The 22,135-nt window shown below is 45.5% G+C and carries 19 protein-coding genes; 6 read left to right on the top strand and 13 right to left on the bottom strand.

Features of this window, described 5'->3' with window-relative positions:
- The first annotated feature begins 1 nt into the window (after position 1).
- Positions 2 to 280, top strand: coding sequence for a hypothetical protein (locus tag QT397_19465; protein ID WNZ55033.1), 279 nt, complete (start codon positions 2 to 4; stop codon positions 278 to 280).
- 68 nt (positions 281 to 348) lie between these two features.
- On the opposite strand, the gene QT397_19460 is transcribed toward QT397_19465, so the two are convergent.
- The 5 genes from QT397_19460 to QT397_19440 form a co-directional block, all read right to left on the bottom strand.
- Complete coding sequence (locus QT397_19460; GenBank protein ID WNZ55032.1) at positions 349 to 936, bottom strand: DUF99 family protein; 588 nt, start codon at positions 934 to 936, stop codon at positions 349 to 351.
- Positions 936 to 1,496: a DUF1415 domain-containing protein gene (locus QT397_19455; protein ID WNZ55031.1), complete on the bottom strand. Its 561-nt coding sequence runs from the start codon at positions 1,494 to 1,496 to the stop codon at positions 936 to 938. Before QT397_19455 ends, QT397_19460 begins: the two co-directional genes overlap by 1 nt.
- Before the next feature lie 8 nt (positions 1,497 to 1,504).
- The gene (locus QT397_19450) at positions 1,505 to 2,038 is read right to left on the bottom strand and encodes a DUF2058 domain-containing protein (GenBank protein ID WNZ55030.1); all 534 of its coding nucleotides are present in this window, start codon (positions 2,036 to 2,038) and stop codon (positions 1,505 to 1,507) included.
- A gap of 134 nt (positions 2,039 to 2,172) precedes the next feature.
- The gene (locus QT397_19445) at positions 2,173 to 3,267 is read right to left on the bottom strand and encodes a PaaI family thioesterase (GenBank protein WNZ55029.1); all 1,095 of its coding nucleotides are present in this window, start codon (positions 3,265 to 3,267) and stop codon (positions 2,173 to 2,175) included.
- A gap of 123 nt (positions 3,268 to 3,390) precedes the next feature.
- A complete protein-coding gene (locus QT397_19440) occupies positions 3,391 to 4,860 on the bottom strand; it encodes an alpha/beta hydrolase (protein WNZ55028.1) in 1,470 nt (489 codons plus the stop codon).
- Positions 4,861 to 7,176: 2,316 nt separating this feature from the next.
- Between QT397_19440 and QT397_19435 the strand changes: the two genes are divergently transcribed.
- The 5 genes from QT397_19435 (at position 7,177) to gndA (ending at position 13,792) form a co-directional block, all read left to right on the top strand.
- Positions 7,177 to 7,692 (top strand): RNA polymerase sigma factor, encoded by a 516-nt coding sequence (locus QT397_19435; GenBank protein ID WNZ55027.1) that lies wholly within the window; start codon positions 7,177 to 7,179, stop codon positions 7,690 to 7,692.
- A 317-nt stretch (positions 7,693 to 8,009) separates the two neighbouring features.
- A complete protein-coding gene (locus QT397_19430; GenBank protein ID WNZ55026.1) occupies positions 8,010 to 9,461 on the top strand; it encodes a TonB-dependent receptor plug domain-containing protein in 1,452 nt (483 codons plus the stop codon).
- On the top strand, positions 9,353 to 10,057 hold the full coding sequence (locus QT397_19425; protein WNZ55025.1) for a TonB-dependent receptor: 705 nt from the start codon (positions 9,353 to 9,355) through the stop codon (positions 10,055 to 10,057). Before QT397_19430 ends, QT397_19425 begins: the two co-directional genes overlap by 109 nt.
- Entirely contained in the window at positions 9,940 to 10,995 is a 1,056-nt protein-coding gene (locus QT397_19420) for a TonB-dependent receptor (protein ID WNZ55024.1), read from the top strand. Before QT397_19425 ends, QT397_19420 begins: the two co-directional genes overlap by 118 nt.
- 1,276 nt (positions 10,996 to 12,271) lie before the next feature.
- Positions 12,272 to 13,792 carry an NADP-dependent phosphogluconate dehydrogenase gene (gene gndA, locus QT397_19415; GenBank protein ID WNZ55023.1) on the top strand — a complete coding sequence of 507 codons (1,521 nt, stop codon included), beginning with the start codon at positions 12,272 to 12,274 and terminating at the stop codon, positions 13,790 to 13,792.
- A gap of 60 nt (positions 13,793 to 13,852) precedes the next feature.
- Here gndA and rdgC read toward each other — a convergent pair whose 3' ends face one another.
- The 8 genes from rdgC to QT397_19375 all read right to left on the bottom strand — a co-directional run bounded on the left by rdgC (position 13,853) and on the right by QT397_19375 (position 21,857).
- Positions 13,853 to 14,845, bottom strand: a complete 993-nt coding sequence (rdgC, locus tag QT397_19410) for a recombination-associated protein RdgC (GenBank protein ID WNZ55022.1) — start codon at positions 14,843 to 14,845, stop codon at positions 13,853 to 13,855.
- A 187-nt stretch (positions 14,846 to 15,032) separates the two neighbouring features.
- Positions 15,033 to 16,157: an alkaline phosphatase family protein gene (locus QT397_19405; GenBank protein ID WNZ55021.1), complete on the bottom strand. Its 1,125-nt coding sequence runs from the start codon at positions 16,155 to 16,157 to the stop codon at positions 15,033 to 15,035.
- A 172-nt stretch (positions 16,158 to 16,329) separates the two neighbouring features.
- The gene (locus tag QT397_19400) at positions 16,330 to 17,241 is read right to left on the bottom strand and encodes a TonB-dependent receptor (protein WNZ55020.1); all 912 of its coding nucleotides are present in this window, start codon (positions 17,239 to 17,241) and stop codon (positions 16,330 to 16,332) included.
- Complete coding sequence (locus QT397_19395) at positions 17,220 to 18,686, bottom strand: TonB-dependent receptor plug domain-containing protein (GenBank protein ID WNZ55019.1); 1,467 nt, start codon at positions 18,684 to 18,686, stop codon at positions 17,220 to 17,222. The genes QT397_19400 and QT397_19395 overlap by 22 nt, the downstream gene beginning before the upstream one ends.
- Before the next feature lie 282 nt (positions 18,687 to 18,968).
- A complete protein-coding gene (locus QT397_19390; protein ID WNZ55018.1) occupies positions 18,969 to 19,307 on the bottom strand; it encodes a hypothetical protein in 339 nt (112 codons plus the stop codon).
- 132 nt (positions 19,308 to 19,439) lie between these two features.
- Positions 19,440 to 19,838, bottom strand: coding sequence for a hypothetical protein (locus QT397_19385; protein ID WNZ55017.1), 399 nt, complete (start codon positions 19,836 to 19,838; stop codon positions 19,440 to 19,442).
- Positions 19,839 to 19,928: 90 nt separating this feature from the next.
- Positions 19,929 to 21,023, bottom strand: a complete 1,095-nt coding sequence (locus tag QT397_19380) for a hypothetical protein (GenBank protein ID WNZ55016.1) — start codon at positions 21,021 to 21,023, stop codon at positions 19,929 to 19,931.
- A gap of 435 nt (positions 21,024 to 21,458) precedes the next feature.
- Positions 21,459 to 21,857 (bottom strand): VOC family protein, encoded by a 399-nt coding sequence (locus QT397_19375; GenBank protein ID WNZ55015.1) that lies wholly within the window; start codon positions 21,855 to 21,857, stop codon positions 21,459 to 21,461.
- Positions 21,858 to 22,135: the final 278 nt, after the last annotated feature.

Genomic DNA, 22,135 nt, shown 5'->3' with positions numbered 1-22,135 from the left:
AATGATCTTTGATTTGGAGAATAAATATGCAAGCCATAACAACACACTGCCTGTAAACGTCTATATTGCCACTGGCGCTTTGGAGACAATACAAAAGAGCCACATGCGTAATGATATGGTAGATGGGCATAAGAAATTTCTTGCTAAATTACAGTCGCGTAATTATCGTGGATTAAAGCTTAGTGGAGAGGTGGTGAGCGGTACGGACCACTATTCCACTTTCCCGGTGGGGTTGGCAAAAGGTTTAAGGTGGGTATATCAGGATTTGTGGGCAATATAATAATTTTCGCGGTAAAAGAAGAGCTATAGCTGCCCGCGACAAATGGTAGATCTGTTATGCTATTGGAATTATGCGCGTTTGCCACTTTGTCCGGTCATTACTGCCGCGCCAATCATATGGGCTAAACGTAGAGCTTCAGGGACATACCCAGTGTCGGTGGCTTGTTCTAACACCTGGGCGGCAATCTCCGGTTCACATCCCTGCACTTGAAAATGGAAGTTATTGTAGTTATGGATACTCCCAGCTTTCATCAGGGTCTCTTTACGCAGTAGATAGTCAGGAAAATTTTGCAGCGCTTTATCAATGGCTTGAATGTCTGGTGGTTTTCGCATTAACGCGATACAAGGGCGCTGTAAGATATCGGCCAGCTTGGGCAGATCAATAATATTGAAACCACCCACTGCTACTCCATCGGTCAATACGACATTTACCTGGCTGTAGAATTTACTTTCTTTCAGCAGTGTGGCAAGAGTTTCTGTAGCTTCCATCCCATCTTTGCTTACCTGCCCCCAAAGCATTCCCTCAAAGCGAGTTTTGGTGCAGATAATACCGCTTACTTTTACCGGCGCGCCCCTTCGTTTTTCAAAAGGGGCGTCATCAAAACCGATAACTCGGATCTGCTTCCTTAATCGTAATAATTCTGCCAGAGGCTTCATTATTTCTTGTTGCCCTGAAGAAATAAGTAGGGAAATAACTTTAGTTTTTCCTCATGGCTTAATGATTCCATACGACGGATATTATTTTCTGGAATACTCTCTGGATCTGGATATAGATCAATCATTTTTTCCAGGTTCTCTTCTCTCAGCAGGTGTAAGATAGGATAGGGTGCGCGATTAGTTAGGTTTTCCGCATCGGCGGCTGCAGTGCCAGCAAATTGATAATCTGGGTGGAAGCTGGCTAATTGATAGGTTCCTACATAGTCGTTGCGTTCCAGTAACCACTCTGCTAAATCCAGGAACTGGTTGTAGTCGCTGAATTTCCCTAGGTGATTAGGGATAATCAATAAGGTGGTAAGCAATTCAGATTCCGAAGTGGTATCGAGCCGACGTAATTCCGACAATAGATCACTGAGTAGCGCCTCGTCTCCTGTGGCAGGACTCACCTTGAGTCGAATTTGCCCTGCACGCAGAGGTTTGCGTGCGAAAGGGCAGAGGTTGAGACCGACAACCACATCAGTAAGCCATTGTTCTACCGCCTGAGTAACAGCTTTTTCCATTTGACTGCTTACCACATAAGATCATCGGGGATCTGAAAGTCTGCATAGGGATCATCTTCATCTACCACTGCTGAACTTTCAGCAGGCCTGATTACGATATCGCTATTGCGCTCCGCAATTTTCTCGGCAATAACCCGTGGAACCAACTCAAATTGTTCTCCCTGGACAACAATCATCAGGCGCCCCGCAATCAAGTGATCCCTTAAATCTTCGCTGACATAGATGGTTTTGATTTTTTTGTCGAAAGTGAAGTTATAAGTAATTTCACCAGAATAAGGTTGGCGATTTTTTTCCACCAATTGCTTGATTTGCGCGGCAATAGCTTTCTGCTGTGCAGCCGCATCGCGCTCAGCATTGAGGGCGCGATCACGAGCGGCTTTCTCTGCTTGAGCCTTTTGTGCTGCTAGCTTTGTTTCATCAATCTGGGGTTGTGAAGACTTCTTCGCAACTTTCTGTTGCTTCCGTTTATCTTTGCTGATTTGTTTGGCTTTCTTTTTATCGACAAGTCCTGCTTGGAGTAGTTGGTCTTGCAATGAGGCCATAGTCTCTTCCCCGTGAAAGTCTAAAGTTTCGGCAGCCTTTACAGGTATGCCTGATCAAATTTTCACCAACCATATGGGTTGATAGTTTGTGAGGGTATTTTACCTGAAGATGGTCCAACTACCGCTAAAGATTTTTATGGTGTCCAAGGCTTACCGGAGGTAGCAGTTGCGATGATTTCATCGGGTTCCTTGCCGTCACTCAGCATTTGAGCGCCCCCTGGAATTACCAGGGCTGAGCCAGTAGCAATAGCCACCCGCTTGCCACTGGGAGTATCAATGTTGCAAGAGGATACTCTCAGCTGCCGGCCGCGGTGGAGTACCTGCGCCTCCAGAATCAAGTCGCCACTGTTGAGCTTGGCTGGGCGAGCAAAGCGGATATGCATGTCCAGAGTAGCGAATATAGATCCTGCAGGCAGTGTGGAGTAGACCGCGCCTCCCATGGTGAAATCTGCGGCCCATGCCAAAAGTCCACCATATATAGAAAGGGTCCCATTGGAGAACCAGGGAGAGGAGGGCATAGTCGAGATACAGCGACCATTTTCAACCTCTATTGCGCGGTAACCTGTGAGCATCCAGATAGGGTGAGTTCGCCCCTCACTAATCGTGGTTCTCTGCAGTTCGATAGGGACTTGCTCCGGTAAGTGTGCCATGTCGCAAAAGAACGTTTTTGGAGGAGGGCGAAGATAAGGGTCAGGTGTATCTGTTGGTCCTAGGTCGGGAATTGGAAGCTCCTGATCTGGGTTGACTGGAAAGTCGGCAATAAGGCAGCGAGTGCTACCGAAAGCGAGGGTTCTCCCCTCCTGATCGTTAATCTGAATACTTGAGAGCCCCACCTGGTTGCCTGAATGAACGGTCGTAGCTCTACCAACAATATTTTGTGTACTGCTAGTGATGGGTCGAATAAAGCACATATTTAATTCTGATGTGCTCAAGACTTTACCAGCTGGCAAGGTTGTCCATATTGCGGAGGCCAAGGGGGCGTCTGCAAACATCGCATAGATACCCCCCCAATAGATCCCGGTCCCATCAGCTAGCCACGGCGTAATAGGCATAGAATAGGTGGCCTTACCAAGGCCGGCCTCGGTGGGAGTCATACCCGTTAGTCGCCAAAAAGGGGGCCCGGGTAAGCTGCCGCGAATGTAACGTTTAAAGGTGTCGAGACCAGGTTGCTGCAACGCCCTGAGGTCACAGATGGCACCACGATGGACTTCGTCGGTGATATTGGTCATCCCCCAGCCTCCAGTTGCTTCTAGGACAAGGGTAATGTGAGGGTTTGTTGGATGCGAGAAAGGGAGAAAGCTGCGGAAGAGTCTTTTACCCTAACAGCGCAGCTATCGATCGGCGGATACTGGTTATGGAGCTAAGTTGGGTAGTTTGGCTACGATATGGGTATTCGGGATAGGCTGCCCCTCCATAAATAGATTTATCGCATCCTGGACTTCAGGAGAAGCCATTAATAAATTATGCCCTGCATTTTCGACTGTTACTTTAGTGGCGTTTTTGAACCCTGAAATGGCTTCATATTGACCTTCCAGATAAGTTCTTCCGTCCAAGGTCCCGCTAAATAGTAATACCGGAATATTGCTGACTGGCTTTTCTCGAAATTTATCCCCAAGGTCTAACTCTGGCGCCAAATTATCGTAGTGCAGAGAGAAATTTAGGTAGTCTTTCAGTAGAGATTTTTGTGCCTGCTCAACAACCTGTGCTTTACGCTTCATATCAATTCCAGAGGCTATATCCATCGCCGTAGGCATCGGGCGCAGGGATATGGGTATGCCTGGTTGCAGAAATTCATCGGGGAAGTAACGTCTGGGCACCATGTCGAAACTTAATGTAGCTCCTTGGTCCAAATCGCGATAAAACCTGAGTAGATGGCTGACACTTTTAGGGTCCGCAATGAATGCCGAGGCTAGTTGTTGCATATCCCTACGCTGTAGGAGGGATTCGACTTCCCTGCCATCCCGTTGAGGGATTTTAATTTTCAATGGTTGTGACTCAAGTTTTTTATGGACTCGGCTTATAAGTGCTTTAATATCTGGATAGGCTTTTTTTGCTGCGGGTTGCTGATTGACTGCCTGTTGTAGACGGTTTAGATAGTAATCTGTTCGGGCGGGCAGCTTGATGGTTTGGTCCAAACCCTCTGCACTGGATAAAATTAGCTTATCAATAGAACCTTCGATCTCCTTTACCGCTGCCAAAGAGAGATGGCTTCCATAAGATGTTCCCCACAATACTATTTTCTCTGCACCCAAATGGCTCCGTATGGCATCAAGATCTCGGGCATTTTCGAGAGTATTATAGGCATTTAGGTTTACACCAGTAAGCTCCCAAAAATGTAAGCACTCTTTTAGGGCTTCGCGGTGGTAGTTGATATACTGGGTATCGGTGATTGGTTCAAGGGAAGGTACAATTTGCTTGGATTCACAATTGGGAAGGTCATTGGAGCGGCCGCTACCACGTTGATCTAATGCGATAACATCACCAAATTGTCGCAACGCCATAAACATATCAAAGCGATAGTTAACGGCCGTAATTCCTGAGCCACCAGGGCCGCCTGCCAGGTAGATTATTGGTGGGCCCACTTTCTTTCCTGTTGCAGGAAACCTTACATATTGGAGGGTGATATTACGGCTATCTTTCTTAGTGCGATCTTCTGGTACCTCAATAAAGCCTTGATAGCCCTCTGCAGTTTGTTTGCTCCATGTAGTAAAGGTGTGCGGTTTTTCATTGTTAATGGACTTTGCTGATCCGCTGACAGGGCTCAGTGATAGCATTATTATTAGCGGAGCGAAAAGATGTGCTTTTTTGGCATTATTTTTCATTGTTTCGATACTTCCTTATTGTCGAACTTAGGCGAATGTTATTTTTTTAGATTGGGCTCTTATTTTCAAGTGGATAAATAGTTTATTCGAGAGCTCATGGGGCTTTTCTCGATATAGATACCCCGTGAATATCGGTAATATAAGCTATTAACCTCTCACTAGGGGTTTCGATTTAATTAGTCTGTCAGACAGAAGTCCGGAAAATAGTAGGTGGATGTTTAAACCCCAGTACTAATGGGCTTATAGGGTCCGTGCAAGGTTATAATCAATGATAGGCAATATTGCTACTCTATGAAAGCTAGCTTTCCTTAAATTCACTATATAGCAATTAAGCTCTTGCTCTAAAATAACTAAAAAATGGTTCTACGCCTGGGGTGGCAAGTGTTCAGGTATTATGGGTTGTTATATAAAATCATTATGCTCAGATTCATGGGGCGCCTCTGATGTAGATATTTTACCTGAAGCAGGGTGTCTGAGAGAGGATCGTATGGCGATTTGAAGTTTATCATCCCTAGATAATAGCTTTGGTAAAGTGAGGCTATAGTGTCAATGAAAAAATGCCAGCTATAACAATAAGGATAGCCTTTTTATCTTTGGTTTGTTCATCACACCTATGAGATTTTTATAAATTTTAGTGGTTGTATATCGTTGATATAAAAGACCTTTGTATTGATAAAACTGTCATCTAGTAGCTCATATTTTTATTGCTCTTACATTCTCGTTCTGTATAGCAAGCCAAGTCCTAAATGGCAGTAGTTGGAAATGAAGTGCCATGATTTGCTTCTGGAATAATGAGCAGTCGGGGGCTTATCTCTAGCCTTCTTCAATGACTAATTTTCTTTGGGGCTGCCTCGCTCCCCTTACCATGTCGTTGCGAATTTGGCTTTTTTCTGGAGTTTCTATAGCACCAAATCCAATAAACACCTTTCGGTAATTAGAGCTGAAAGTAGCTTTCATATTAAAGATTCTTGCACGATCGTGCCACACCGATATCCTGCTGAGGATATAGTCATCAAAGCCGCTTAGCCTGGTAAGCAACATATATGTGCCAAATAGCCCGCCTAGAGAGTGCGCTATAAAGGTGTGTCCGATGTCAGATAGGCTATGTGATCTTGCTAGGAGGGGCAAAATGACGTCATGAATAAAAGTGGCATGCGCATAGGCCTTGCCAGTTAAATATTTCCAGTTTTTATCGCTGATGGGGGTAAAGTCCCGAAGACGGCTGGCATGATTTTTGACCCTTTTGAGTAAGATAGTCCAACTAAAATGACTTCCTGCAGTTTGCCAAAATCCATCGGCACTTGAGTTGTACCTGAAGTGGCCTGAAAGGCTGAGTCTGCATCTGTCATAAGCACTAAAGGATATCGTTAGTCGAGGGTACTTTCGTAACTCTTAGGTAACTTAACGTAAAGTGAATAGGACCTAGTACTGATAGGATCTTTAACTCCAGGCTGCTGCTTCGAGGAATTTGGAACGGTGAGATGTCTGCGTTCAATGAAAGTGAAGGGGCTGAACAAAGGCTGAGAGTGCAAAACAAGGTTGCTTAGGGCCCTCTCATGGCTTTAGCACGGATAAAACGCTTGTACTTTTTGTATAGTGGCTTGACAGGCTCTATAAACGAAAGTGTCATTTTCTTTCCCAGTTGCGACTATGCCGGCGTGAACAAAAAGTCAGGAAAGTACTCTAGCATATAGAAATGATTCATCTTGAAAACTGTTCGCATAAGATTTATTCAAAAGATAGCAATTTTTTTGTAATAAGATAAAGAGTATGAAGCTCTCAATGTTTCTGTGGAAGTGTAAAAATCTACTTTACTACTACAAAAACGGAAGAAGTAAGTAATTCTATTTTTATATTTCGTAATGTAACTTTTTCATATCTACAATTATCCAAGTACTTGTTCCATTTTCCCCTCTTTTATTTTCCCTCCTTTTGAAGGTTAATAGTCTACGATTTGATTAGCCTTTAGGCGCTGAAGTTCATAGTAATACCTCTCTATGCTTGTAATTTAGGCGTTACTTTTTTCCAGTCACTGGAGGTGGTCGTTTATCGTATGTTTTTTGTCTACTCTCTGTGTTTTTAGGGGAAGTTAACTTTAGTAAAACTAAAGACTTATATCGGTTTAGCTAGTTGATACTCGATTTTGAAAAGAAGGCTGGTTTTGTACTACAAAAATAATTTGACCAAAAAATAATTGATCGATGGTTTGTTTTGTTCATTGTCTCTAGAGAGCCTCTGTAAGTTGTACTAAGTATTGCAAAATTTTCCAGAAGCTCAGGGAAACCGGTCGGTCACGCGAGATGGTTTACTAGAAAAATGGAAAACTTTTATCAGGATGATGTGACGCAGTGGGTTGGTGAGTATGGATTGGATTTGAAACGTTACTTTTCTTCCCGAGTTAATCTATCTGATGTTGATGATCTAGTTCAGGAGGTTTTTATTCAGTTATATATTCGTATCAAAAAGTATGGAGGGCAAATCGAAAACCCAAGAATTTACATTTATGCCATGGCAAGAAATCTTTTGATTAGTCATGGTAGGCGTCAAAAGTCTAGGTGTGGAGGGTTACATGACTCTATTGATCACAAAGTCGATATCCCTTACATGATTAGTCCGGAACGGACGGTGATGGGAATACAGGCTTATACCCGAGTTCTGGAAGCTATTTTAGGATTGCCGCCAAGAGCTGGTACAGCTTTTCGCTATCATCGCTTTGAGGGAATGACTTATCAAGCAATTGCGGAGCAAATGGGAATCTCTAAGGATTCGGTTAAAGAATTAATACAGCGTGCTTTGACCAAGGTTAGGCAGGTGGCAGAGGAAGCTCCTTGATGGCGCAAAATAGGTCATATTGTGCTGTAGGTTGTGACCTTTTTTCGAGTAGATGTCTAACGGGACAACAAGTTCAACTAGAAATTTTTTGGTGAGTGATTCTGCTAGCGCTACGCCAGAGGTTTGGCTTTTTAGTTCTAACTGTTGCAGCTTTCTAAATATTTAGTTAATAATTCTGCTTTAGCCCGCCAAAAATAAAGTTTATTTTTTATCCCCCTTTCTTTTAGCTCTCGCGTCTTAAATGTTGTTGAGCCTGAAATAGGTTTATATCAGGTCAATAACCCAATAATACCGACAATAAAGAGAGACGTAGTGTGATGATGAAACCTGTCAAAAAGAAAACATTGATTGCACAAGCGATTTATCAATCTGGACATTCATGCCAAATTACTCCCTGGTACAGCTCCATTGTTGCCTCTTTGGCATTTGCAGTTGTTCCTACCATTTCCAGTGCCCAGGAGAGTGAAGAAGGTAAACACCCAAGACAGGTGATTGAGGAGATCACGGTTACTGCGCAGAAGATTGAAGAGAGTATTCAAGATGTGCCCATTGCAGTATCTGCACTCAGTGGTGACAGTATGGATGACCTTAAAATTGAGCGGGGGGAAGAGTTGCTACGAGCTGTCCCAAATGCCAATTTTTCTAAATCCAACTTCAGCACCTATAACTTCTCTATTCGCGGTATAGGCACTAAAGCTGTTTCTGCTGCTTCAGACCCGGCGGTTGCTGTGAGCTTCAACAATACTCCTTTAATTCGCAATCGATTATTTGAGCAAGAGTTCTTTGATGTGCAACGGGTTGAAGTCTTGCGTGGCCCCCAAGGTACACTTTATGGCCGCAACGCGACAGCTGGCGTAGTTAATATGTTGCCAATTATGCCTGGAGATGAGTTTGCCTCTGAGATCAAGGCGGAGGTGGGCAGTTATAACACCAAGCGCGCCAGCGGAATGTTTAATATGCCATTGGGGGAGACCATGGCGTTGCGTTTCTCCGGGGCCATGACTAAGCGTGATGGTTTTGATTACAACACTTATACCGGTAACGATGTTAATGACCGCGATCTATATTCTACTCGTGCAATCTTTGAGTGGGAGCCCAGTGAATCCTTTAGTGCCAATTTAATATGGCAACACTTTGAAGAAGATGATCGGCGCTCACGCACGGGCAAGCAACTTTGTACAAAAGATCCAGGCCGAACACATATTGGTGATACTGAACTAACAGGCTTTACGCCAGTGTTTTTTAGTCAGGGTTGTCTGCCTAGCTCGATTTATAGTGATGACGCTTACAGCGCACCCAATGCCCAGGGTTTTGCAAGCGTTTTGGCTACCGGGTTAATTGTCACGAGCTATGGCCAGGTTATTGACTGGTTTACTGACCCTTATGCGAATTCAACGCAGTCACGTGATCTTCGTAAAATTGAAACCAGTTATGATCCGGTATTCCGCGCAGAGAATGACTTAGTGCAACTGAACTTCGAATGGGGCCTGACAGACTCTCTTACATTTTACTCTCAGTCGACTTATGCTAAGGACGATTACTATTCATCCCAAGATTATAATCGTTATGTTTCAGATCCCATCTTTAATGATGGGGGTAATTTAGAACCTACACCGGGGGAGTTTTTACTGATCCACAGTTGGGACCCTCTGAAGGACTGTTGGCAGTTGATATTAGTCGATCAGATAATAAACAGTGGAGCCAGGAATTCCGATTGCAGACATCTTTCGATGGTCCTTGGAATTTTTCAGTGGGCACAAACTATTTAGACTTTAAAACCCAAGATGACTATTTTGTATTCAATAATATATTTAGTATGGTGGCGCAATATCTATATAATGCCGACCGCGATGAAAATTTCAACTTAGTATTTCAAAACTGTACTGATCCAGAAGTAAATGTTGGTTCAGATTGTATTTATGTTGACCCTAATTCGATAGAAAACATTGATGAGGAAGGACATAACTATTTCTTGAGCCGAAATTTGGTGGAAGTTAATTCTTGGGCATTATTTGGTGAAACTTATTGGCAAATTAATGATGATGTAAAGCTAACTACCGGCCTTCGCTATACAAATGATCGCAAGCGCTCTACTCCAGTACCCAGTCAGCTGTTGTTAGGTACTTTTTATGATCCGGTAACGGGGGAAGTCTCCTCCGGTGAAGTCTCCGGGGGCTTGTCCATCGAGGCTATCCGGAAGGTGATCCGGCTACTCAGAACTGGAAGGAGTACACCGGGCGTGCAGTTTTGGACTGGAGAACGGATCTGCCCTTTACGGATGAAACTATGCTCTATATGTCCTTTGCGCACGGCTATAAAGGTGGTGGTACTAACCCTCCCCGAGCCGAGGTTGATCCAGCAATAGTACAGTTTCAGCCCCTGGAAGATTCTTTTGAGCCGGAGTTTGTCAACGCAATTGAGTTTGGCAGTAAGAACATTCTTTTCGATGGTAGCTTATCGCTTAATGCTAGTGCCTTTTACTACGATTATACCGACTATCAAGTCTCTCAAATTGTTGACAGAATTTCTCTCAATGAGAATTTTGATGCGGAAACTATGGGGCTTGAGCTTGAGCTGGCTTGGCAGCTTACAGATGCAACACGAATAGATATGAATTTAGGGTACCTAAAAACCCGAATTGCAGACGGAGAGGAATCTGTTGACGTGATGGATCGTACTCAGGGCAATGAAGATTGGGTACTGGTTCGTCCTAGCATCCAGGTGCCGTCTAACTGTATTGCACCTGTGGATTTAGTTGAAGCGGTTATGGCTGCGCCTAATATTTTCGCTATTTGGTCGCTTTGTGCGGGTTCCGCCCAGTATGGTTCATTCTCTCCAGAAATCGAAGTCTCGGATGCATTGCGCCATGATATCAATTATGGAGTTGATCCCTACAACCCGCTAACCGATGCACCTAATGGGGGGCGTGGTTTTGCTGCTGATTTAAGTGGAAATGAGTTGCCCAACGCACCACGTTTCACCGTTAATTTCGGAGTGGAACATACGATTCCTATTGAGAATTGGGATTTAACTCTACGAGCAGATTACTACCGCCAGTCGGAAAGTTATGCTCGTGTATATAACACTGAGTATGATCGTTTGAAGGCTTGGAGTAATCTCAATGCTTCAGTTAGCCTCAGCAATCCTGACTCTGATCTATATATGCAGCTCTACGTGAAGAATATTTTTGATGATGCGCCTATCACTGATATGTTCACTAATAGTGATGATTCAGGTCTTACTACTAATGTGTTTACATTAGAGCCTCGTATTGTTGGCTTAAGTGTTAGTAAAGGGTTTTGATTAATCCGGTGAAATCTGTGATTCATTGTTTAGATTTGATTGAATGAATATGTAGGTTGGTGAGGGGATTTCTTGCCAACCTATTTTTGCATTTTTATAGATGTCTTCTGAAGTCTAGCGGTCTTGGCTTTAGGGGGCGCTGCCAGTTTTCGTGCTGCATATGAGTTTTGGGTTACAAAAATAGTCATTGATTATTGTTGGCAGGTATATAAATTAACTGTTTCCGTAATGCTAGTGTTGTTAGCATCTAGGGCTATTAATTAAGGCGGGATAGACTTAGAGGCTGTATAGCTGAAATGAGAGCTTGTTGAAATTACACTATTAATTTTCCTTTAGCTGTCTGAACCTGCGCTGGGAGTTTTGGCGCTGTTGAAGATAGTTTTTCCATTGGCTGATTCAATGATCTTATGAGGTCTCCAGCATATTCACCGACTGTCGTCTTAATAAGTCTATTTTTAATGAACATGGTATTGCTCATGCACTTATAGGATAAATCGTGAGGTTCCATCTTGCTGAAAAAATCAATTTATTTTCATCATTTACTTCTTGCTTTCAGTAAGGTTAAGAGCTTTTATTTTGCGCTTTGCTGTAGTGAAGCGAATGTTGAAATTCCAGTATCGAGGTATCGGCGATAAATCCTGGAAGGCCAAATAATGGATTGATTGTATTTTATGGTTTATTTTATTGTTGGCTTTCATTTGTTAGTAAGCTCAGTTAAGTAGGGTGTCCAAGGTCATCCCTCTCAGTCAAATTTCCAAAGAATATGGGTTTTGCTTTATTAAAATTCACATGCCTTGATTTAGTTAAAAATTCAATTTAATCGATAAAATGGATTTATAGGCAGATTAAGTAGTTGTGATGGAGGATTATGGGTTAGTAATGATAGTGCCACTTACGGTACATGGGGAAACCGGCTGCGTTATCGTTAGGAAACTCAGCCTCATCGGAAGCGATTTCCCCAATTAGCGTATTGGGCGGATATGTCCTTGCTCTTACAGTTCGTTATCAGCTTTTCTTATAAAGCGTCATAGACTTGAAATAACTTATGGAGCTCTGGTGTCGGGGCAATTGAATTGCCGGTTGGCACCAAAAGATAAGGTGCGCCAGGTCGGGAGTATTTGCCCATAGCGGACCACCTGCTATCGGCTTCTACACCTTGTAGGCTGTATTTGCTGCCCTCTGGGCAATTTTGTTTGGTTTTTGCTCTCCCTGCTCCAGATTCATATTGCTATACTCCACGCCCTTGAAAGCCCCCTGTCTTTATATGGAGAACTTGATGTCTGATTCACAGTGCGATATTGGCTTTATCGGCGCCGGTGTGATGGGTAAGAACCTGATCCTGAACCTGGCCGACAATGGCTATAGGGTCTGTGCCTTTGATTTGGATCACAACCGGCTGAATGCGCTGCTGGAGCAGGACAAGAAAGAGCGTGGAGACCTGCCTGCGCGTGTTGAAGCCTGCAACTCTTACACAGAGCTGTTGGCGAAGGTTAAAGCCCCGCACTTGATTATTCTCTCGGTTCCGGCTGGAGACCCCGTTGATGATGTATGCAGCAAGTTGCTCGATGCGGGCTTAAAGGCTGACGATATCGTTGTTGATACTGGTAATAGCCTGTGGACCGACTCTGTGGAGCGGGCTAAACGGTATGAAGGCAAATTGATCTTCTTCACCACCGCAGTATCCGGTGGCGAAGTGGGAGCTCGTTTTGGGCCATCCCTGATGCCCAGCGGCGACCGTTATGCCTGGAGTCGTATTGAGCCAGTTTGGCATGCTATTGCCGCCAAAGTGGATAAAGCCAGCGGCCAGCCGATTGAACGCTTTGAGCCTGGCAATCCGGTTCGCGAAGGTGAGCCCTGTGCGGCTTATATCGGCCCGATAGGCTCAGGCCACTATGTGAAGATGGTGCATAACGGTATTGAGTATGCCGATATGCAGATGATCTGTGAGGCCTACCATGTGATGCGCACGGCGATGGGTATGGCCCCAGAGGAAATTGCAGAAGTATTCCGCGAGTGGAACCGAGGCCCGCTGAACAGCTATCTGATCAATATCAGTGCAGAAGTGCTTTCTACCTTGGACTCCGTGACAGAACAGCCGCTGGTAGACGTTATCCTCGACCGTGCAGGCCAAAAAGGTACTGGTCTGTGGACAGCCATGAGCAGCCTGGAAGTGGGCTGTCCGGCCCCGAGTATTGCCGAAGCGGTTTACGCCCGTTCATTATCTACCCGGAAGGTATTGCGTACCCGCGCAGCGAAGAAACTGCAAGGGCCTGAGTTGACACCAGTGGCTCCAGAGCAACGGGAAGAAGTGATTGCACAGCTGCACGACGCTCTCTACTGCGCAAAGATCTGTGTTTACGCTCAGGGCTTCGATTTGATGAAGCTGGCTGCGCGGGAGCAGGGATGGCAGTTGAACTTCTCTGAAATTGCCAGAATTTGGCGTGCAGGTTGCATCATTCGAGCAGTGTTCCTGCAATCTATCAGCGATGCTTACGATCGAGATTCCAAGCTTTCCAACTTGCTACTGGATGATTTCTTCACCCAGCAGATTGCCGATCACCAGGCCAACTGGCGCCAAGCGGTGGCGAGCGCCACTCTGAATGGTATTCCGGTGCCGGCCCTGTCATCGGCGCTCAATTACTACGATGCCTTCCGCACCGAGTCGCTGCCGGCGAACCTGCTACAAGGACAGCGTGATTTCTTTGGAGCCCATACCTTTGCGCGTGTGGACCAGCCTGAGCAGCGCAAGTATCACGTCCAGTGGACCGAACCTGGCCGCCCAATGGTTGAGATCTGATTGGTGGGGTAGGGGGCAGGTGATACGTGCCTTTCAGGTACGCATCATAATGTGAGTTCCCTAAAGAACGACCTCTTCTACCTCTTTGGCCAGGGCCTCCGCTTCTTGGCGGCTGGCTTTGGCGACCAGTTCCTCAACGCTAGCCGACTCGGTGTTGACGCCACCGAAGGCGGAGAGCAAGTCTTTGGTCAGGGCTGAGATCTCCAGAGTCATCACCGCAAAATCTGCATCAAATCTCTGGGCTGCACTTTCTGCATCGGCACTATCGGCCTTCTCCAGAAGCTCGTCACTGAACTTGATACGCTTTAGGGACAGCTGATCATCTACCAGGAATTCAACGCCCCCACGCCAGGTCAGCCCCAGCTTGTGCACTTGTAGTCCCGCCACCAAGTGATTGTGAATTTCCTCTGCACAGAGGTCCAGGTTTTTACAGCGGATAACACTGCCGCTGTCTTTGGGATCGCGCAACTCGCATTCGTGGCCAAAATCAAACTGATGCGGTGCTTCAGGGGCACTGAGCCAGTGGGTCATCGTTTGCTGTGGCAGGTTCTTAACGGAGAGTGGTACCACGGCAAGGCTACTGATAGCCTCGCGGAGGTTCTCCAGCAGTTCCTCGGCGGCGGAGGCAGAAGAGGCGTCAACCACTACCCAACCATCCTGAGGTGCAATATAGGCATATTGCAGACGGGAGCGAGCGAATGCCTTGGGGCGCATTTCAAGGAGAATCTCGTCTTTAAGGTTTTGCCGCTCCTTGCGACCTACCTGCCTGGCTTCTTTTTCAGAAATAGCTTGTGCCAGCTCTTCAACTTTCTCATTGACTACCGCAGCAGGAATCACTTTTTCTTGCTTCTTAGCACAGACCATTAGGTAGCCATTCGTTGCGTGCACCAACTGGCTGCCGTGGCGCCCTAGTGGAGGCACCCACCCATAGCGAGTGCTGTCCTGACTGCCACAGGGAACAAATGCATGGGGCTCCAGCAATTCGTTCAATTTTTCAGCATCCAGGGAAAATTCTTTCGTCAAACGATAAATACGGAGGTTTTTAAACCACATACATCAGGCCATCTGTTTTCAGTTGCGAGTGCGGCCTGCATTATGCGGAAACCGGGGCGGGGCAGCTAGAGCCTGTTAACACTTAATTGATGGGTTCTTTAAGTTGTTATCAAGCTCCAGAATATTACTGGTCCAAGGCGGTGAAAATTTGTTCAGCCGAACTTGTCAGGCCTGGCTGAACAAAGGTTTATTTGAGAATACTGTCTATTGCTTTGCCACTATCCTGCGAGAACTCTTCTGACTTATGGCCGAGCAGTTGTAGTGCGGTTGCGGCTATCTGATCCTGAAAAATGGCTTCTCCCCTGGATACTTCTCCCAAGGCTTTAATGTCTGGGCCCAGTGCGGCAATCCAGATTTCATTGGAGCCGGGTATACCCGCTTTGTGGGGGTGGTCTTCTTTACCGAAGTATTGGGTCAGGGCTGGGCCACTGGCGTGGTGGGGCCAGGATTCAGCGGTGTTGCCGCGCCCGTGGTCAACGGTAATGAGTAGATTGGTATTGTCTCGGTATTGATCAAGAGATTGCAGTGTCTGCCAGAGTTTGGCGAGTATCATGTCGCTCCGATGTGCGGAGTGGAGATACTGGTGATATTCCTCATCGTGGGCAAAATCGTCGGTTTCACCCAGGGCAATGTACATTACCTTGGGCTTTTTGCTAATTAAGTACTCTTTTGCAAATCCATAGGTAAATGCATCGGGCCGCACGTTTTCCCAGAAAACCGGCAGTTGCCGCTGCAAATCATTGAGAAACCCTGCTCTTTGGCTCAATTTTGGCCAATCGGCAGCTTCCAGCCCCGCGTTAATGTAAATACCACTGCGATCACGATTAAGTATCGAGGAGAATACCCCCCAGCTACCGAATGCAGCGATTTGGCCTTTGTACTCAGATTTGCTGTTTAGCCACTCGAGAAAGGTAGTATTGGCATTGGGGGTTGGGTCATTACTATTGATTTTGGGGTCGGCGGAGCCGGTTAAAATCTCATTGTAACCGGGATAGGAAAACCACCAGCTATTGGTAACTTGTGCTTTAGACCCCTTGTCGCGATTGCCAATTAAAACCCCTTCTTTAGCCACTGTTTGCCAGATAAAAGGCAATAATTTTTGACGTTTTTCGATGAGTGAATCGCCGTGAAAGTGATTGATAAGGTCTTGTTTATTTTCAGTGAACTCTGTGTGGTTGAGAAGTTCAGGGTCATAACCGGAGAACACTTCCTGCCAGCGCAAGCCGTCGATAGTAACTAATACGAGGTTGTCTGCGGCAAGGGATTGAGTAGAAAGAAACAGGGTCAGGGTTGCTGTAGTCAATCTGTTCATTGAAAGAGCTCTTTGCATATTTTTGGATCATTTATATTTGTCGCAAATAATCAAAATTATTTTTCGACTATATTTATTATTTATTGCACTTTGTTTTTGAATCTACTGCTTGACTAAACATACGCACAATCGGCTGGCATTTCCAGCCGATTGTGTGGCTGCCAAAAAAATCTTAAAAATCAATAGTTGCAGAGAGTGAGGCTGTCCGTGGAGCACCAATCCAGGCACCGCCAGAAACGACAGTTCCTAAGTAATCCTCATCCAGTAAATTATTTATCACTAAATTCAGGTTGGCTCCCCGTAGTGCCGGGCTAAATTCTCCCAGATTCATGCCCAGGTAGGCATCGACAACTACATAGGAGTCAGCTGTCCAGCTATTGTCTAAGTCGACAAAGCGATCTCCGGTAAACTTACTGGAGATGCCACCGTAAAATATTTCAGAATTCCAATCCAGGCCAATCACATAGAGTTGATCAGCTATTCCGACTACGTCATTCCCTGGTGTTATTCCTTGAGTTTCATCTACTGCTGAGTTTCCTGAGCCAATATAAGTAGTGTCCAGCAGGGTATAGGATGTATAGAGATTTAGAGTTTCTGATAAATCGTAGTCCAGGAAAAGTTCCAGACCATCAGATTCGATTCCGCCGGCATTAAAATAGGTCCCATTGGTACCTATCAAATAGTTATTACCTGCGGAAGTATTGTTATCCAGGAAAATGATCCGGTTTTCAAAATCATTTTGAAAGTAGGTGGCAGTTGCCGAGAAATTATCGGCGGTATAGCGAAGCCCTAGCTCTGTGGTCTCTGAGGTTTCCGGTTCGATATTGTCGAGATCTGAATCGGGCCGCTCTAATACGCTGTCTCCAATCGCCTTAAAGTTTTCAGCGTAGCCTGCGAACAGCTCTGCACCTTCCAGGGGTGTTTCCCAAATCAAACCGGCGGAGAGCAGGATATCTGAATCAGAGTCAACACTTGCATCGGAAGACTCCTGAAACAGATCTTCCCTTTCAACATCGACAAAGAACTGCTTGGCGCCCAGTGTCAAAGTGAGAGTGTCGATGGTCAGGAGTTCTGTAAATACCACTTTGTGCTGGTGGAGGGGTAACTGCGGTCGTATTGCACCCAATAGGGTGTTGAATTGAAACTGGCACCTTGAGTTGCATCAATGATTTTGTGCCAATCGCGGTGTTCGTCACGGGTGGAGTCTTCATACCAGAGGCCGCCTCGCAGCTCATTGTCTAACCCGGCGATGGTGGTAGCATATGTAAAGTCTAGAGTCAGTCCGGCACGCTCTTTCTCATAATGAGTGTGCCGATAAGACATCGTGGGTATGGCGCCCTCTGCATAGCAATCTGGATTGTAGGCCGGTCCTGAATCGCCATAGATATTGGTGACTGACGCTGTACATGTTTCATCATAAGTAAGGGCATTGCCATTGGCGTCAACAAAATAAATGATGCCCGACTGGCTACCGCCGTAGGCAGTTGAGCCGCCGAGGAACTCGGACTCGCCCTGTTCACTGTCATCTGTAATATCAACCAGGTAAGGGGGCACCCAGTCCCCGCGGCCTTCGTTGCTATGGTAATAGAGTCCGGCCTGTAGATTGAATGAATCTGTCAGGTCAAAATCGAACTGGGTGTAGGCCAGCAGGTTCTCACGCAAGGTAGACCAGCCACGGCGATAAAGTTGATCGATATAAGGAATACCGGACCAGTTGCCGGTAAGGAAATCGTTTTCAGGGTACTCTTCAAATTGGGCGTCCGAATAGACTCGTTGATAGTTATCTTCGTGGATATCGTCGTAAGATAGGTAGGCCTTGATGGTACCAGCTTCCAAGCTGGTCACTAGTTTTGCCGCGATGTGCTCTCGTTCATTCTCAGCAGTTTCAGTAATCCAGTCGGTCGCTTCCTGGTTAGAGTATGAGATCCAGGCTTTGCTGTTCCCGGCAAAAATACCAGTGTCATAGCGAAAATATACTCTCTGTGCATCAAATTCGCCTGTGGACAGTTCTATTCGACTGCGCTGTGTGTCCAAAGGATCATCAGTGCGATAATCAATAGTGCCTCCCAGGGCTTCGTGGGAACGTGAAGCGATATCTGAAGTACCCTGTGATACTTCTACTGAACCGATATTACCCGGATCAACAAAGCGGTTTGCTTTTGAGCCTCCACCGTAATTCGAACCGCCATTGGGAATACCATCGATGGTGGTGCCAATTTGCTGTTCATCTAAGCTGTTAGTAAATCCGCGAATACTGATATTGGTTGACCAGTCGTCAAAGCCGTAAGTATCTCCTTCATTGACTGAGACACCGGGGAGGTTATCGATCAATGCATTAACGCTGGTGATAGAGGACTGTTGCTTGCGCATTGCCTCAGATACTTCGCTGCTGTTAAAAGTGCTACCGGAGCCCAGAACCATTACTTCTTCAATTTGTGCGTTGCTGAGGTCTTCAGCGGTCACGGGACTGGCACTCATTATTGTGGCCACCGAAATGGCGGCTGCCAGGTAGGTCTTTTTAGTATTCATCGGGATACCCCAGTTTGTAGTGATTCAGCAAGTGTTAACCAGCCTGGTAAGCGGCTTGAGTTATTTGCGCGCGTACATTGACGCGTCTTGATGAATAATTCTTTACAGGGGGGTTAAACTCTTTTTACCCGTTGGTGAATGCTCAATAAATCCTGAGAGCCAGAAACATGAGCTGTTTCAGACTGACTGAATAGTGTCCTTGGTAGTGGGGGTGATCTGGTGAGTAATCTTGATTGAGTGTAGGGGGAGGGCTGAGTTACCCCAGCCCAATTTAAATAGAAATCAGATAGCAGCTTTCAAGGAAATGCCGGTGCAAGCTTCAATTGTTCCCCAGAGAACTCCCAAAACTGCATTCCAGACTTTCTCAATGGTGACTAACAGGAGTCCACGTAAAGTGTTGGCGAAGTTCTTGGCCATATCCTCCAGGGAGTCGAGAAAGTAATCTTGCAGATCGCCAGATATTTCATCAGATGCAATTGCTTTAGCAATCATTTTTGTTTGCTGAGCCATTGCGGATAACTGGCGCTCGGAAAATCCCCTGAGTTCAGAAATATCACTGTTAATTACCGCAGAAGCTGCCCCTTTGATATCTGCAACGAGTTGGTTAACGTCAATAGACATAGTAATTTCCTCAGCGATTCAGAAAAGACTCATAAGTGAGTGCTTGGTCCATGGAAACAACAATTTCATTTTTGAATAGAGAAACAGCGGTTGCGTTTAGGCCCTTATCTTCATCTACCGTGCGCATCATGTTCAAACTCTCTGAAATTTTCTCCAATGACGCAACACTGGGGGTTCCCGCTCAAAGCTAATATTCCTGCCAGAGGATTCCAAATAGTTGTTAATCTTTTTGAGTAGTTTACTTTCAGGCGCAGGGCGGGTTTTCGATTGCATTGCCAGCGCATCTACTTTGCCGATCAATGCATGGTATCTCTCATCTCTTTTGGAGTAAGAATCTTTGTTGGTTCCACTGGAAACTGAAGAGAAAAATTCCATTATCTCTACATTGACAGTGGTTAAATCGGAGTATAGCGCGGCATCATAGCGCGGCGTCATTTGTGAGCATCCGCTAACTAGAATGGTAAGAAAGGCTAAAACTGCAAAGATTGCTATTGGCTGCCTTATCATGATCGCTCCCTCTTTAATTTTCATTTTAATAGTCCTGCTCGGCCCTCTCCAGTCGCCGGAAGGGGGCTGAGGTATAGATACATTTATTTCTGATTTGGTCGTCTGGGTACCCCTTTATACCGGTTCCAAAATCTCGTGCGAGGTTGGCGAAATACTGGGATCATTTTGCTTTTCAAAGTAAGTCAGCAGTAAGCGAACAGCCTCCTGATTATCGAAATATCGGGAGTGAACTCGAGCTGCCAATTTGTCCGGAAAAGTACCGTAAGACCCGATAATTCGCTCATAACAGTGGTGGCGTGCTGGGACCGCAGAACCACTGGCAAACCAGTCTGAGTGAGACTTGATATCAATCCACTCGATTAGATCTTTTCTTTGTGACAGTTGCTCTACTTCATTCTGCAGCCAAGGAGCCTGCTTACCCAGAACTTCGATTAGGGACCCCATTGTTAGGATACGGATTGGTTTACCGATTGGCGGAAGATCGGCAAAAAGGTCTACAGTAACAACACTGCCAAAACTATGTCCGACAATAGTTACGGAATCGTAGTCGTAAAGTTTAATACTGTTTTCGAGCTGTTCTCTGACCCGTCGGATAATCTCAAAGCGGACTGCAGGCTTGCCCTTGGCCGCCGGCTCATTGGTGAGATAGCGCTTACAAAAGTCAGAAATATCTACTAGTAAGGCAACCGGCATAACGGCAACAACGGCAGTAGCAATCAGCCAGATCCGCCAGCCCCCTATATACTCAACACCTTGCTTGAGCTGTTGTACTGCGGGATAAAACGGGCTGTCACTGGTGGGCTCAACAGCTTCGACAAACAAAATGATGGTACCAATGTACCAAACAATAAAGGCTAATGCTGAAAGGGTTAGACCAAATGTCAGGTACTTTCGTTTAAGCACCCCTTTCCAAATATGGAGGTTGGCCAGCCAGAACCAGATTAGGGAGAAGCCTCGGGCTAAGCGGACTTTCAGGCTCTGCTGGGTAATGCTAGGAACCAAGTCGTTCCAGTAAGCTTCAACCAGATCAAGCTCCTGCTTATCGTTGACCCTCAGGCGGTTGATGCCGGCAGGGACGGTAGGATCAGAAATCTGAGTGAGAGGCATACGCTCACTGGCTGCGATCATTCCCTCGGTGAACTCTGACAGTTGGGCGGTGCTGGTGACTCGTGTCAGTCCGGGCACCAGCATAATTAAGCTTCTTCTCATTGTTATTCCAATTGGCTCTATTCTGGAGATATAACCTTCTGCCAAGGTTTGCTCCTGCCTTTGTTTTTTCTGTGTGAAAATCGTTTCAGTAAGTGAGTATTTCCATATATAAGTACGCTAGCCAGTAGCTAGCTACGGTGTATCTCAGTGGTGAAATTTTGTGCGATGGCCAGCTCTATACTAACCGAAGGACATTGGATATAGGTGCATGTCAACTGAATGTTACTCGATTTATATGTGATACAAAACGAGATGTAAATATAGAAAAGAAAAAGATTTATTGATTGGGAGAGGAAAAGCCGCTTCGTACTTCTTTTCTTAAATTACTTGTCGGAAGTTATTTCATCGCGGTTAAGGGGGTAGACTAGCGAAGGTGAAGATCTGTCGCTGCTTACACCGCACTCTATGGGGGAATCAGAAGCGACAGGTTAAAATTTAATCTACGGTTTCTTTTTGTAGTTCAACTAAAATAAATTCGTTGCCGTAGAGATCTTCAAAGTGGGCAAACTCTGCACCCCCTTCAGAAGTGGGTGGCTTGCTGAAGTGAACGCCATTTTTTGCAAGTTTTTTATATTCTCTGTCAAAATTATCTGTATAAATAACGGCACAAGGCTGCCCTGCAGTTTGTGCTCCCACTTTCTTTTGCTGGCTTTCAGAAGTTGCCTGAAATAACCATATACCCATATCTTTTTGTGCCGGAAGTCGAATATGAACAAATCGATGTGGTGCTGCTTGAGAGTCAATAAATACTTCAAACCCCAATTTGTCACGATAAAAGGCAATAGCTTCTTCATAGTTGTTGACTAGGATTACCAGTCTGCCAATTGAGTTCATTAGGGGCTCCGTGATTGGCCTTATTGCTACTTCGATAAGAGGGGGCATTTCTTTCTGGTTAATAGGTGTACAGTTTTTCAAATAGTTTTTATTTGAGTGGCCTATACCAAAATGAATGCTTTTAGCGTGAAGCTGATAAGCTGTAAAAGTTTACTGAAGTTACAAGATATTTGAACTGTAAATGTTGAAAGCGGTGTCAGTTTCTGGACCTTTACGCCAAGGTTGCCAAGTATTGGAATGAAAGACAGTCTCACCATTGTTGGCCATCTATGATGGAA

The organism is Microbulbifer sp. MKSA007 (genome assembly GCA_032615215.1).
GTDB lineage: Bacteria > Pseudomonadota > Gammaproteobacteria > Pseudomonadales > Cellvibrionaceae > Microbulbifer.
Note: the sequence above shows the minus strand (reverse complement) of the source record. Positions and strands in the feature narration are given on the sequence as shown.